Source organism: Calidithermus timidus DSM 17022 (genome assembly GCF_000373205.1).
GTDB classification, from domain to species: Bacteria; Deinococcota; Deinococci; order Deinococcales; family Thermaceae; genus Calidithermus; species Calidithermus timidus.
Window position 1 is genome coordinate 221,986 of the sequence record NZ_KB890699.1, and the last position, 12,445, is coordinate 234,430.

The 12,445-nt window shown below is 64.5% G+C and carries 14 protein-coding genes; 10 read left to right on the plus strand and 4 right to left on the minus strand.

What is annotated here, in order from left to right:
• The first annotated feature begins 130 nt into the window (after positions 1-130).
• The 3 genes from B047_RS0112775 to B047_RS0112785 all read left to right on the plus strand — a co-directional run bounded on the left by B047_RS0112775 (position 131) and on the right by B047_RS0112785 (position 2,170).
• Positions 131-949 (plus strand): purine-nucleoside phosphorylase, encoded by an 819-nt coding sequence (locus tag B047_RS0112775; RefSeq protein ID WP_018467360.1) that lies wholly within the window; start codon positions 131-133, stop codon positions 947-949.
• Positions 950-952: 3 nt separating this feature from the next.
• Complete coding sequence (locus tag B047_RS0112780) at positions 953-1,597, plus strand: YggS family pyridoxal phosphate-dependent enzyme (RefSeq protein ID WP_018467361.1); 645 nt, start codon at positions 953-955, stop codon at positions 1,595-1,597.
• A gap of 123 nt (positions 1,598-1,720) precedes the next feature.
• Positions 1,721-2,170, plus strand: coding sequence for a DivIVA domain-containing protein (locus B047_RS0112785; protein WP_018467362.1), 450 nt, complete (start codon positions 1,721-1,723; stop codon positions 2,168-2,170).
• On the opposite strand, the gene B047_RS0112790 is transcribed toward B047_RS0112785, so the two are convergent.
• Both B047_RS0112790 and B047_RS0112795 read right to left on the minus strand, forming a co-directional pair.
• Positions 2,139-2,681: an ElyC/SanA/YdcF family protein gene (locus B047_RS0112790; protein ID WP_018467363.1), complete on the minus strand. Its 543-nt coding sequence runs from the start codon at positions 2,679-2,681 to the stop codon at positions 2,139-2,141. The two genes, B047_RS0112785 and B047_RS0112790, sit on opposite strands and share 32 nt — an antisense overlap.
• A gap of 14 nt (positions 2,682-2,695) precedes the next feature.
• Complete coding sequence (locus B047_RS0112795; RefSeq protein WP_018467364.1) at positions 2,696-3,388, minus strand: YkgJ family cysteine cluster protein; 693 nt, start codon at positions 3,386-3,388, stop codon at positions 2,696-2,698.
• 152 nt (positions 3,389-3,540) lie between these two features.
• On the opposite strand from B047_RS0112795, the gene glgP reads away from it, so the two are divergent.
• The 7 genes from glgP (at position 3,541) to B047_RS0112825 (ending at position 10,770) form a co-directional block, all read left to right on the plus strand.
• A complete protein-coding gene (glgP, locus tag B047_RS0112800) occupies positions 3,541-6,060 on the plus strand; it encodes an alpha-glucan family phosphorylase (protein ID WP_018467365.1) in 2,520 nt (839 codons plus the stop codon).
• Positions 6,061-6,525: 465 nt separating this feature from the next.
• Positions 6,526-7,032 (plus strand): ArsR/SmtB family transcription factor, encoded by a 507-nt coding sequence (locus B047_RS0112805; RefSeq protein WP_026234867.1) that lies wholly within the window; start codon positions 6,526-6,528, stop codon positions 7,030-7,032.
• A gap of 241 nt (positions 7,033-7,273) precedes the next feature.
• Complete coding sequence (locus B047_RS18735) at positions 7,274-7,528, plus strand: DCC1-like thiol-disulfide oxidoreductase family protein (protein ID WP_157205924.1); 255 nt, start codon at positions 7,274-7,276, stop codon at positions 7,526-7,528.
• A 136-nt stretch (positions 7,529-7,664) separates the two neighbouring features.
• Positions 7,665-8,486: a M23 family metallopeptidase gene (locus tag B047_RS18740; RefSeq protein ID WP_420805387.1), complete on the plus strand. Its 822-nt coding sequence runs from the start codon at positions 7,665-7,667 to the stop codon at positions 8,484-8,486.
• A gap of 41 nt (positions 8,487-8,527) precedes the next feature.
• A complete protein-coding gene (mtnA, locus tag B047_RS0112815) occupies positions 8,528-9,550 on the plus strand; it encodes an S-methyl-5-thioribose-1-phosphate isomerase (protein WP_018467368.1) in 1,023 nt (340 codons plus the stop codon).
• Between the two features lie 141 nt (positions 9,551-9,691).
• Positions 9,692-10,309, plus strand: a complete 618-nt coding sequence (locus B047_RS0112820) for a ComF family protein (RefSeq protein WP_040779833.1) — start codon at positions 9,692-9,694, stop codon at positions 10,307-10,309.
• On the plus strand, positions 10,309-10,770 hold the full coding sequence (locus B047_RS0112825; RefSeq protein ID WP_018467370.1) for a hypothetical protein: 462 nt from the start codon (positions 10,309-10,311) through the stop codon (positions 10,768-10,770). The genes B047_RS0112820 and B047_RS0112825 overlap by 1 nt, the downstream gene beginning before the upstream one ends.
• An 18-nt stretch (positions 10,771-10,788) precedes the next feature.
• Here B047_RS0112825 and queA read toward each other — a convergent pair whose 3' ends face one another.
• Both queA and B047_RS0112835 read right to left on the minus strand, forming a co-directional pair.
• Positions 10,789-11,802: a tRNA preQ1(34) S-adenosylmethionine ribosyltransferase-isomerase QueA gene (gene queA, locus B047_RS0112830; protein WP_026234869.1), complete on the minus strand. Its 1,014-nt coding sequence runs from the start codon at positions 11,800-11,802 to the stop codon at positions 10,789-10,791.
• 32 nt (positions 11,803-11,834) lie between these two features.
• The gene (locus tag B047_RS0112835; RefSeq protein WP_018467372.1) at positions 11,835-12,401 is read right to left on the minus strand and encodes a LabA-like NYN domain-containing protein; all 567 of its coding nucleotides are present in this window, start codon (positions 12,399-12,401) and stop codon (positions 11,835-11,837) included.
• Positions 12,402-12,445: the final 44 nt, after the last annotated feature.

The following is a 12,445-nucleotide window of genomic DNA, read 5'->3' on the forward strand; positions in this document are numbered from 1 at the left end:
CAAAGGATACCCGTATCATCTTAGCCCCTTGTGAGAGGGGAATTGAAGCGCCGATGGCCGATCGGCAGGGGTCGTAAAGCCCCCGACCCTCGAGCTCAAACACCGCTTCCAACATGGTAATCTTGGCCTCATGGCAGGCTACGACCAGATCCAGGAGACGGTGCGGCACATCCGCGCCACGACCGACTTCACCCCCGAGATTGGCATTATCCTGGGCTCAGGGCTGGGCCCGCTGGCCGACGAAATCGAGCCGGTAGCAACGCTGCCCTATGCCGAGTTACCTCACTTTCCCCACTCCACCGCGCCGGGTCACGAGGGCAAGCTGATCCTGGGGCACCTCGAGGGCAAGCGGGTGGTGGCCTACAAGGGCCGGGTGCACTACTACGAGGGCTACGAGGCCGAGGCGGTGGTGTTCCCCCAGCGGGTGGGGTTCTTCCTGGGAGCCCGCACCTTCTTGGTCACCTCGGCGGCAGGGGGCCTCAACCCCAACTGGAACGCGGGCGACCTGATGCTCCACCTCGACTACATCAACTACGCCGGGCTCTCCCCCCTGCGCGGCCCCAACGACGAGCGCCTGGGGCCACGCTTCCCGGTGACCTTCGACGCCTACGACCCCGAGCTCATCGCCAAAGCCCGCGCAGTAGCCCGCGCCCAGGACATCACCCTGCGCGAAGGGGTGTACTCCTGGTGGCCGGGACCGCAGTTCGCCAGCCGTGCCGAGCTGCGCCTGCTGCGCCAGATCGGGGCCGACGCCATCGGCATGAGCACCGTGCCCGAGGTAATCGCCCTGCGCCACCTGGGCGCACGGGTGCTGGGGCTTTCCACCATCACCGACATGGCCATTCCCGACCGCGACCACCACGCCACCGAACAGGAGGTGCTCGAGGTCGCCGCCCGTAGCGGGGCCACCTTCCGCAAGTTCGTGCGCGGCATCCTGGCCGCAATCTGAGCGATGGGCTTGGCGAAGGTACTCCAGCGCATCGAGCAGGCCGCCCGCCGGGCGGGGCGCGACCCGGCCGCGGTCAGGCTGGTCGCGGTCACCAAGGGCCACACAGTCGAGGAGATCCGCCAGCAGGTCCTGGCCCACGGGAACTACCCGCTGGGCGAGTCGCGGGTGCAGGAAGCTTTGCCCAAGATGGCCGAACTCGAGGGGGTGGAATGGCACTTCATCGGGCCCCTACAGCGCAACAAGGCCAAGTTCGTGCTCGACTTCGCCCTCATCCACTCGGTCGATTCGCTGCGGCTGGCCCAGACCCTCGACCTCAAAGCCCGCGAGAAGGGCAGGGTGTTGCCTGTCCTGGCCGAGGTCAATGTGGGGCGCGAGCCGCAGAAGCACGGCTTCCTCGAGGAAGAACTCCCCGAGGCCATCGCCCGACTTCGCACCCTGGGGGGCCTGGAGCTGCGCGGGCTGATGACCGTGGCCCCCTACACCGAAGAAGCTGAGGCCGTGCGCCCCATCTTCGCTCAACTCTCACGCCTGGCGGACCGCTACGGCCTCCCCGAGCGCAGCATGGGCATGTCGGGCGACCTCGAGGTCGCCGTGCAGGAGGGGGCCACGATCGTGCGGGTGGGCACGGCCATCTTCGAGCCGGATTGAACCGCAACCTGAGCGCTGGCCGAGCGTCGGGTCCAGGGGGTTTTGTGCTCGGCCCTGGGCATTTGGCTTCCATCCATTGCAAAACCCACGGCCCCACCGTTAGCCTTGGAATCAGAGACCGCTATGGACCTGACCCCCCTCGACGTTCGCTACCAGGAGTTCAAGCAAGGGCTGCGGGGGTATGCCGTAGCTGAGGTGCGGGAGTATTTAGCCCAGGTAGCCGATCGCCTCGCCGCCCTTACCGAGGAAAACGAGAGCCTGCGGGAGCGCATTCGCATCCTCGAGAGCGAGTTGAGCCAAGCCCGCGAGGGCGAAGCCGACCTCAAGCGGGCGGTGGTGGCCGCCGAGCGCATCGCCCGCGACATCAAACAGCAGGCCGAGCGCGAAGCCGAGCTGATCAAACGCGAAGCCGAGGCGGCCCGCGAGCAGACCATGCAGGAGATCGTGGCCGAGATGAAGCGCATCCGCGGGGATATCGAATCCCTGCGGCAAGAGCGCGACCTCTTCCTCAGCCAGTTCCGCGCTTTGCTCGAGGGCTACCTCACCTCGCTGGATCGCTATAAGCGTCCGTGAACCCCAGCCGCGCCAGCAGCGTGAGCAGGATCTCGCGCTGGTAATAAGCCGATGAGAAGCTGCCCTTGACGGGGTATCCCCTGGCCTTGAGGCCCAGCCTTTCGGCCAGCAGCAGCGCGCGGGGTAGGTGGGGATCGTCGGTCACGATGAGGACGGGGTGGTCCCTGACCACGGGCAGGATGTTTTTGAGGTTCTGCCAGGTGCTACGGCTTTGCTCCTCGCAGACGAGGGCTTCGAGTGGCACACCCCGCGCCCGCAGGTAGCCGCACCCCACGCCCCCTTCGCTATAGCGGTCTCCGGGCCGCTTGCCTCCCGTCACGATGATGGCTGGCGCAACCCCCTGCCGGAACAGCTCCAAGGCAGCCTCGAGCCGGTTCTTGAAGATGGGAGAAGGCTTGCCGTTGTACTGCGCAGCTCCCAGCACCACGATGTAATGCGGCGCAGCTCTCCCCGCACCCCTGACCCAAACCCCAGGGTTCAAAAGCAGGAGCAGCCCGAGCAGCAGCGCCATCCGGTGCACGCACTTCAGTCTACCCAAAAACCCCACTCCCCACCCAACACCCCCAGGCCCTTGAGGTGATCTCGGACGGCCCTTTTTCCCTGGACGAGGGCAGCTTGGAATTCTTCTTGCCCAAGGAGGTAGAGCATCGAAGCCAGTTCCCCCACTACCGTGAAGCCCCGCAAGGCCTGCTCCTGCGCCCAAAGGCTGTGAGCCAGGCGCTCCGAGCTTCGCCAGGGCCGCTTGAGGTAGTGCTCGGGGCCATGGTAGGGCCGTAGCTGCTGCCGGTAGCGGAGCAGCTTCTCTCCCTTCAGTTCCGGAATGGCACCCGGAGCGCAGTAGTGGGCCTCGAGGTCGGTCAGGACGCCCCGGCAGGCCAGTGGGCGGGCAGAGTAAGCCGAGCAGGTGGCCTCAGGGGTCAGCAGCGGGCAGGGGTTGGCCTCGGCGAAATAGCGCCCCGGAAAATCCGCGCTGTGCTTTTCCCGCCGGATGCGCTGCAACCGGGCCACCCCCTCGACCTCGAGGCGCTCGAGCACGTGGGGCTCGAGCCGCTTGCGCAGGTACTGAGCCTCGGCCAGGCCCACCGTCACCAAAGCGTGGCAACAGAAGGCGCAGCCCGCCCGGCAGCTCACCCGCAAACCCGCATGCTCGAGGTAGCGCCTCGTCCGCGCATCCTGGGCACGGTGGACCTGGGCTACGAGTTGCTCGAGGCTTCGCATCTTCTCAAAGTTTAAAACCCGCCGCCCCATAAGACGCATGCCCCCTGGCATTCGGCATGCGATGGCCAATTGCAGCTCCCCAACAGCCATACCACCGTTTTCGAGCCTTAACGGCATCGATCACGAACGGAGGTGGTACAATCCCACAAGTCATGAACGTACTGGGTCGCATCACTGCCATGCCAACCCTGCCTGAGCCCATCAAGGGACTGCGCGAGGTGGCTTACAACTTCTGGTGGAGCTGGAACCCGTCGGCACAGCAGGTGTTCGAGCGCCTGGACCCGTCGCTTTGGAAGCGCTTCCGTAGCAACCCGGTCAAGGTGCTGCTCGAGGTTCAACCCGATCGCCTGGAAAACCTCGCCCAGGATGCCTCGTTCAGGGGTGAGGTGGAGGCGGTGGTTTCGGCCTTCCAGAAATACCTCTCCAGCCGCCCCGAGAACCAGCACCGGGTGGCTTACTTCTCCATGGAATACGGCTTTCACGAGTCGCTGCCGATCTATTCGGGGGGTCTGGGCATCCTGGCCGGCGACCACATCAAGTCGGCCAGCGACCTGGGGTTGAGCCTGGTGGGGGTGGGCATCTTCTACCACCAGGGATACTTCCGCCAGGTGCTCACCGCCGAGGGCCAGCAGACCGAAGCCTACGACGAGTACAACGCCACCGAGCTTCCGCTGCTTCCCGTGCACGACGGCGAGGGCAAACCCCTGCGGGTGGGGGTGGAGTTCCCCGGTCGCACCGTGCAGGTCACGGCTTACAAGGCCCAAGTAGGTACGGTCCCGGTCTACCTCATGAGCACCAACATCCCCGAAAACTCCCCTGAGGACCGCCGGATCACCGCTCGCCTCTACGAACCCGGCCAGGAAGCCCGCATTCAGCAGGAGCTGATTTTGGGTATCGGCGGGGTGCGGGTGCTGCGCGCGCTGGGCCTGGCCCCTACCGTGTTCCATATGAACGAGGGGCACGCCGCCTTCCAGGGCCTCGAGCGCATACGCGAGCACATCGCCGCCGGGATGCCCTTCCGCGAGGCTTTTGAACTCGTCGCCGCCTCTTCCCTCTTCACCACCCACACCCCGGTGCCCGCCGGGCACGACACCTTTCCCCTCGAGCTCATCGACCGTTACCTCGACGGTTGGTGGAACCGTCTTTCCATCAGCCGCGAGCAGTTCCTGGCGCTGGGCCTGGAGCAGAAGGAATACGGCCCGGTCTTTTCCATGTCGCACCTGGCGCTGGCGACCTCGAGGGCTGCGGGCGGGGTTTCCAAGCTGCACGGAGCGGTCTCGCGCCAGATGTTTCACGGCATCTGGAAGGGACTGGAGGTCGAGGAGGTGCCCATCTCCCACATCACCAACGGGGTTCACACCTGGACCTTCCTCCACCCCGAGCTGGCCCAGCTCTACGACCGGGTCTTCCCCAAAGAGTGGCGCGAGCAGCCCTGGGAGCCGGGCCTGTGGAAGGCCGAGCTGCTGAGCGAGTCGGAGCTGTGGCGCATCCGCAACAAGCTGCGCCTGCACCTGGTCAACGACGTGCGCCAGCGGCTCTACGAGACCCGCCGCCGCAACGGCGAGGTCCCGGCCCGGTTACGGGCTACCGAGAAGGTGCTCGACCCCAACGCCCTCACCATCGGCTTCGCTCGCCGCTTCGCCACCTACAAGCGGGCAGTGCTGCTGTTCAAAGACCCCGAGCGCTTGCTCAAGATCATGAACGGGCCCTACCCTGTCCAGTTCGTCTTCGCGGGCAAGGCCCACCCCAAAGACGACCCCGGCAAGGCCTTCATCAAGGAACTCGTGGCCAAGATCAAGGAGCTGGGCCTCGAGGAGCGCATGATCCTGCTGGAGAACTACGACATGGGCATGGCCCGCACCCTGGTGCAGGGCGTGGACGTGTGGCTCAACACCCCCCGCCGCCCCATGGAGGCCTCGGGCACCTCCGGCATGAAGGCCGCGCTCAACGGCGCACTCAACTTCTCCATCCTCGACGGCTGGTGGGCCGAGGGCTTCAACACCCGCAACGGCTGGGCCATCGGCGACGAGCGGGCTTACGCCAGCGACGAGGCCCAGGACACCGCCGACGCGCAAAGCCTCTACGACACCCTCGAGTTCGAGATCTTGCCGCTGTTCTACGCCCGCGGCGCCGAGGGAACCCCCACCGGCTGGCTGACCATGGTGCGCGAGAGCATCAAAAGCTGCGGCCCTACCTACTCCGCCGCCCGCATGGTGCACGAGTACGACCTCAAGTTCTACACCCCCCTCGCCGAGCGAGCCAGGGACCTCGAGGCCAACGGCGCCCAAAAGCTCAAGGAGTTAGCGGCCTGGAAGAGCCAGCTCGAGCGGGCGTGGGGCAACGTGCGGCTGTGGGTGGATAGCCCCGGCGACACCATGGCCAACGGCGAGGGCATGCCCGTCAAGGCCTACCTCACCGCCGAAGGGCTGCCCGAGGACACGCTGCGCGTCGAGCTGGTGGTGCGCCGGGGCACGGGGGAGCTCGAGGTCGTCGCGCTAAAGCCCCAGGGCCGCGAGCGCGAGGCGCTGGTTTACGGAGGCACCTACCTCCCCAGCCGCCCCGGCTCCTACGTCTACGGCGTGCGGGTGGTGGCGGTGCACCCCAGCCAGAGCGAGGTCGAGTTCGTGCGCTGGGCCGGGGAGGTGCCCCAGCCCGAGTACGCCCACCGCTAAGCGTCTCCGGGATGACCCCTCGGGCCGACCCTTCTGCACTCCGACAAGCAGGTACCCATCCCGCGGGCACTTATCGCGCTCTTCACAGGCGTGGCCGCCCATCCCGGCGGCCACTATTCTGTCCAGGACGAAGCACTTCGAGTATCAGATGGCTCAAAATATGTAAAGAGCGCTCTATTTGCGAGTTCAAGGTGCCCCCGAGGGTCTACTGGTCGTGATTTCAACAAACACCCGCCGGTTCCAGTGAAGCCGTGTGGGCGGTCCAGCTAGGCCGGCACTTAGGCGCACCCGCGAACCCTGAGCTACGGTGGCAGCGGGTGTTTACAGGAATTTCTCCGAGAATGAGCATTTCAGCGCAGGCTCTTCCATGCTTCTGTTGGCACTCCCACGCTGATGAGCGAACGCCAAGGTTTCGATAGAGGCACTCCTCTCAAAGCATGTTGAAAAACGTAGTAACGTAGGAACGTGGATACACCCAACTATGCAGACTTAATGTCACAAGTTCAATCACTAGCTGATCGCGTTCATAAGATCGAGAGAATAATCCAAGGCACAACGTCGCTCCCGCCGGACAAGTTCTGGGCTCTACATGCTCTCGCACAGAACGATGATGGTGGGGGGAGGATTGTCTACGCCGGTGTTTTAGAGACCCCGAAGGCTGGACGGGTAGCCTGGCAGAAAGAAGCTGCGGTTGCTGAGTTGCTCAAGGCGGATTGGACACAGGAAGCCCCAGTGCTCGGGGCACTAGGACACCCTATACGACTAGCAATCCTGAAATCCCTGCTCATGGGCTCGCAGACCATCCAGGAGCTCTTGGAGATTCCTGGCTTGGGCACCAGTGGACAGCTATACCACCATCTTCGCGAGCTTCAGGCAGTCGGTTGGGTACATCAGGAACGCCGCAATTATTACGCTATTCCGAAGGATCAAATTGTGCCTTTATTAGTAATAATAGCTATCGCCTTAAGTTAAGCACACAACGGGTTTCCCACGAAAAATCCTCCCAACACGACATCTAAGGATGGGGCATTTTATCTATATCTATTGGGCACATGGAGGTGTTTAGGCGGTCTACTGGCTCGCCGTACGGCTCGAGTCCCGGAAAAAGTTTTCTACACCCCGCCACACTCCCTCCACACATCAGCTGGAGCCTACTTAGCTTGACATCAAATGTGATTTGCGGTATTACATTCTACGTAAATGCATAGTTTAGGTGCATTTACAATTTAGCACCAGAAGGAGGCTAATACATGCGCAAGGGGATAAATATAGGATTTTTCGAGGCTTCGACGCAGTTGTCGCGCTGACGAAATACCTTCCCCCGCTTTGGCCGGTTCTGCCGATAGCTGTTCTACTCCAGGTTTCTGGTCTTGGGCCGAAGCTGTACCGCTGGCTGGCAGACCACCGGGTATTAGTCACGGCAGGAACCTGTAAGGGTGAATCCTGCCCTATTAATCGGGGGTCGTAGAACAATGCGATCGTCACCGTGGTTAGAAAAGGTTTTCTATCTAGCGCTGCTGTACTTCTTGCTGCTTGAATTCCTTGTCCCTGAACTTCAAAAAGTGGGGGCAATAAAACTCGGCCTATATCTTGCAACCGGATTCATGTTGCTGTACTTCCTGGCATGGCTGCTACAGTGGCTAGGCCGAGTGCGGCAGCATCCTAGGGCGGCTATAAGCTTGGCTTTGAGCTTCATCTCCCCACCTATCCTTGCAACGGGCTTCCTCCAGCTTATCGGCCAATTCGTAGCCTTAGCCCGCTACCGCTTCCGCCCGCCCACCGCAGAAACGTACGGGCAGCAGGTTAGCTACGCCCTTCCTTTCCAGGGGGTGTGGTGGGTCGGCAATGGTGGACCGGACCCGTCTACTTCGCACTCCTGGGATCTCATAGGCCAGCGCTACGCCTATGATTTCGTCATTGCGGATGACAGTGGGAAGAGCTATCGCCATGACGGGCGGCGGGTTGAGGATTACTATGCCTTTGGGGCTCCGGTGTTGGCACCGGCAGATGGTATCGTGGTAGCAGTCCAAAACGGTCACCGCGACTGCCCATGGCCAGGAATGATAGACCCTTTAGCCTGGAGCATTCTTGGCAATTACGTGGTGATACGCCATGCGGATAGCGAGTACAGCCTCCTCGCTCACCTGCGCCGGGGAAGCCTGAGGGTGCGCCCTGGGGATCGGGTGCTGCGGGGGCAGGTGCTTGCAGAGTGTGGCAATTCCGGGCACTCTACCGAACCCCATTTGCACTTTCAGGTCCAGGACCGTCCAAATTTCTTCCTAAGTGCTTCCCTCCCGGTACGCTACAACCGATGGTGTCGTGTTAAGGGAGAGTATTGCCAGCAGATGGAGGAAGGGTTTCCCGTCCGGGAGGAGCACGTGGCAAACTGCGAAAGCGCGCCCAACCATCTGCACTTCGCCCGATGACTCGATAGTCATGCAGTCCTCGAGCTTGGTAGGCTTACCCCATGACACGCCTATTGCCCTTTCGCTTCGACCAGGGTGAGCAGACCCTCTGGCTCCTCGACCAGCGCAAGCTGCCCTTCGAGGAGGTGTGGGTGCCCTGCCGCAGCGCGGCCGAAGCCGCCCAGGGCATCCGCGACATGGTGGTGCGGGGCGCCCCGGCCATCGGCGTGACCGCCGCTTACGGCATGGTCCTGGCCCACCTCAGCGGCGAGGACCCTGCCGAGGCCGACCGCGTGCTGCGCCAGAGCCGCCCCACCGCCGTCAACCTCTTCTACGCCCTCGACCGCATGAAGCCGCACTGGGGGAGGCTCGAGGCCACCCTTCGTGAAGCCCGTGCCGTCTGGGAGGAGGTGGAGCAGACCGAGCAGGCCATCAGCCGCCACGGCGCAGCGGTGCTCAAGGGTCAGGTGCTCACCCACTGCAACACCGGCCCGCTGGCCACCGGCGGCTACGGCACGGCGCTGGGGGCCATCGTGGAGGCCTACCGCCAGGGCCGCGTGACCCACGTCTGGGTGGACGAAACCCGCCCCTACCTCCAGGGCGCTCGCCTCACCGCCTACGAGCTGCGCAAGGCCGGGGTTCCCGCCACCCTCATCACCGACAACATGGCCGCCCACCTCATGCGCAAGGGCCAGGTCGACGCGGTGATCCTGGGCACCGACCGCATGGCCACCAACGGCGACTTTGCCAACAAGATCGGCACCTACGCCCTGGCCGTGCTCTGCCACTACCACGGCATTCCCTTCTACCCCGCGCTACCACTCTCCTCGGTCGACCCCAGGCTCAGCAGCGGCAAAGACATCCCCATCGAGGAGCGCAGTGCCCTCGAGGTCACCACCATACGGGGAATTCCTATCGCCCCCGAGGGTTTCCCCGCTGCTCACCCCGCTTTCGACGTTACCCCTCACTACCTCATCACGGGCATCGTGACCGAGCAGGGCGTGCTGTACCCACCCTTCGACGAGTCGCTGCCGCGAGCGCTGGCGAGGAGCGCGGGAGGGCGAGCACCGGTAGCTGATAGCTGATAGCTGGTCGTACGTCCTACGTCGTACGCGAGACGCCAGTCGCACGTCTCTCCTGGTCCTCGGCCCTCGACAGACCACGGGCCACATGCCACGGAGTCTCCGCTGATAGCCGATCACCTCTTGTGGCAGAATTACTCCAGAATGTCGCCGTTCCTGGAGGCACTGTTAGGGATGCGCTGCCCTGGCTGCGGGGGCAAGCTCGATCTGGCCGGACTCTGTAGGAGCTGTCGCGACGAGTTGAAGCCCCAGCATGGCCCCAACCTGGTTTATCTCGGCCACTACCAGCGCTGGGGGCGGGTAGTGCGGGCGCTGAAGTACGGGGGGAAGCGGGACCTGCTGGAGGCCCTTATCCCGCCCCTGGCCGTGGGAGTGCAGCAGACCTGGTGGACCCTGCACGGGGTCACCGCCGTGCCAACCCTTCCCCACCGCAAGCTGGCGCGAGGCTACAACCAGGCCGAGTTGCTGGGCCGGGCGCTGGCGAAGGCGCTCGAGCTGCCCTATCGGGAAACCCTCACCCGCCAGCGCTACACCCCCTCCCAGACCCGGCGTCGCCTCAGCGAGCGCGGTGAACTCCCCGAAGACACCTTCAAAGCCCGCACGGTCCTCCAGGGCTGCTGGCTGCTGGTGGACGACGTGATCACCAGCGGCAGCACCTACCGCCGCGCCCGTGCCACACTGCTGGGAGCTGGTGCCCAGAAGGTCTACGGCGCGTGCATTGGCGTGCGAAATCCCAATGTTCTCAGGGATATATCGCTATAATGCCCGCAACCCTGGCGCTCTTGCGTCTGCGGCTCGACAGGAGGCGGGCGGTGAAAGGTGCGAAGATTCGCAGGCTCGAGGAGTTGCTCACCCACCTCAGGGAAGGCCGCTACAGAATCGGTCCTCACGTCGCCAAGCACATGGTCCAAGAGGGCTTCACCGAGCTGGACGTGATTCAAGCGACTCAGTGGGGCCGCGAGTTGGCCGTCTACCCCGAAGATCAGCGCATGCTGGTGCTGGGCTACATGGCCTTTCCGCCGCGGCTGCGGCTGCCGCTGCACGTGGTGCTCGAGTATGCCCAGCCCCGCTGGGTGGACATCGTGACCGCCTTCATCCCCCGTGAACCGCACCGGGTGTACTCCAGGGCCCGCGTGGCCGCGCTGGTACGCTTCGACGGCGAGGTGGAAAAGGTGCGCTGGGTCAGGCCCCGCTTCCTCAGCGAGGAGCAGATCCCCCGCTAGCGGACGTTCTACCCTACCCTACACGATCAGCATGGCGTCGCCCAGGCTGTAGAAGCGGTAGCGCTGCTCGACGGCAGTGCGGTAGGCCCGCATGGTCAGCTCGTGGCCCGCGAAGGCCGAGACCAGCATCAAGAGCGTGGACTTGGGCAGGTGGAAGTTGGTGATGAGTGCGTCCACGGCGCGGAAGGTGAAGCCGGGGCGGATGAAGAGCTGGGTCTCTCCCCGGCCTGCGCGAAGCTGCCCTCCCTGCCAAGCCGACTCGAGCGTTCGCACCACCGTCGTCCCCACCGCGACCACCCGGCGGCCCTCGGCCTTGGCGCGGCCCACGGCCTCGGCGGTCTCGAGCGGCACCTCGTAGGGCTCGGCGTGCATGGTGTGGCGGTCGGGGTCGTCCTTGACCGGCTTGAAGGTGCCGGGGCCCACGTGCAGCGTGACGTAGTGGGTCTCGACGCCCATGGCGCGGATACGCTCCAGCAACCCCGGCGTGAAGTGCAGGCCCGCCGTCGGAGCCGCCACCGAGCCCGGCGTGCGGGCGTAGACGGTCTGGTAGCGCTCGGGGTCGACCGGCTCGTGGATGTAGGGCGGCAGCGGGGTCTGGCCTAGGGCCTCGAGGTGTTCCCACACGTTGCCGGAGAAGCGCAGCACGCGGGTCCCATCCTCCTCGACGGCGATCACCTCGGCCTCCAGGTCGTCGGCGAAGCGCAGCCCGCCCTTGGCCCGCTTGGCGGGCTTGAGCATGGCCTCCCAGACGCCCCCGCGCCCCTCGGGGGATAGTTCCCGCACCAGCAGTACCTCGACCGGGGTGCCCTGGGGATTGGTGGCGAAGAGCCGTGCCGGGATGACCTTGCTCTGGTTGAGCACCAGCACGTCGCCCTCGCGCAGGTAATCCACCACCTCACGGAAGAGGCGGTGCTCGAGCCGCCCGTCCGCGCGGTGCAGCACCATCAGGCGCGAGGCATCGCGGGGCTCGACGCCCTGCTGGGCGATGAGCTCGGGGGGCAGGTGGTAGTCGTAGTCGTCAAGCCGATTCATATTCACGGCAAAACCCGAAACGAAGCCGCCCCTCACCCTTGGGGCTGAGGTGGCAGGGTACCAGCCCGCTCGCGGCCCGGCATGAAGGGGTCGGGGATGTCCGCCAGGTGCACGAAGCGGTCCACCGCGTCGATGAGGCGCTGGGAAGTGGTCTCCTTGAAGGCGATCACCTCCACGCGGATGCCGCGCTCCATGAGGACCTCCACGATGTCGACGAAGTCGCCGTCACCCGAGCCCAGCACCACCACGTCGAGGGTGTGCATCAGGCGTACCATGTCGGCGGCGATGCCCATGTCCCAGTTGCCCTCGTAGATGGGCTTGCCCTCGTCGGTGGTCTCCTTGAGGTGCAGGTTCATGCGGCGCACACGGTAGCCGATGGTGCTGAGCTTGTAGATGAAGGGCCACGCCGAGGTGTCGCCCTCGCGCTCGACCACGTAGGCCGTGGCCCGCACCAGGTGCCGCTGGGCGGTGGCGTACCTCAGGAGGCTCTCGAAGTTGACGTTCTTGTCGTAGTAGTCGCGCGCCGAGTGGTACAGGTTTTGGGTGTCCACAAACAGCCCCACGCGCTGGGCAGGGCTCCAACCCGGAAAATTGTTCATGCGTTGTCTCCTCTAAAAAAGTCGGGGGTGCTCCCCCAGCCATT

Bases quoted from the DNA above. Each gene is read 5' to 3' on its own strand.
- B047_RS0112780 (WP_018467361.1), top strand. From the start codon at position 953: ATGGGCTTGGCGAAGGTACTCCAGCGCATCGAGCAGGCCGCCCGCCGG.
- B047_RS0112795 (WP_018467364.1), bottom strand. From the start codon at position 3,388: ATGCGAAGCCTCGAGCAACTCGTAGCCCAGGTCCACCGTGCCCAGGAT.
- mtnA (WP_018467368.1), top strand. From the start codon at position 8,528: ATGACACGCCTATTGCCCTTTCGCTTCGACCAGGGTGAGCAGACCCTC.
- B047_RS0112790 (WP_018467363.1), bottom strand. From the start codon at position 2,681: ATGGCGCTGCTGCTCGGGCTGCTCCTGCTTTTGAACCCTGGGGTTTGG.
- B047_RS0112820 (WP_040779833.1), top strand. From the start codon at position 9,692: ATGTCGCCGTTCCTGGAGGCACTGTTAGGGATGCGCTGCCCTGGCTGC.
- glgP (WP_018467365.1), top strand. From the start codon at position 3,541: ATGAACGTACTGGGTCGCATCACTGCCATGCCAACCCTGCCTGAGCCC.
- B047_RS0112785 (WP_018467362.1), top strand. From the start codon at position 1,721: ATGGACCTGACCCCCCTCGACGTTCGCTACCAGGAGTTCAAGCAAGGG.
- B047_RS0112825 (WP_018467370.1), top strand. From the start codon at position 10,309: ATGCCCGCAACCCTGGCGCTCTTGCGTCTGCGGCTCGACAGGAGGCGG.
- B047_RS18740 (WP_420805387.1), top strand. From the start codon at position 7,665: ATGTTGCTGTACTTCCTGGCATGGCTGCTACAGTGGCTAGGCCGAGTG.
- B047_RS0112835 (WP_018467372.1), bottom strand. From the start codon at position 12,401: ATGAACAATTTTCCGGGTTGGAGCCCTGCCCAGCGCGTGGGGCTGTTT.
- B047_RS0112775 (WP_018467360.1), top strand. From the start codon at position 131: ATGGCAGGCTACGACCAGATCCAGGAGACGGTGCGGCACATCCGCGCC.
- queA (WP_026234869.1), bottom strand. From the start codon at position 11,802: ATGAATCGGCTTGACGACTACGACTACCACCTGCCCCCCGAGCTCATC.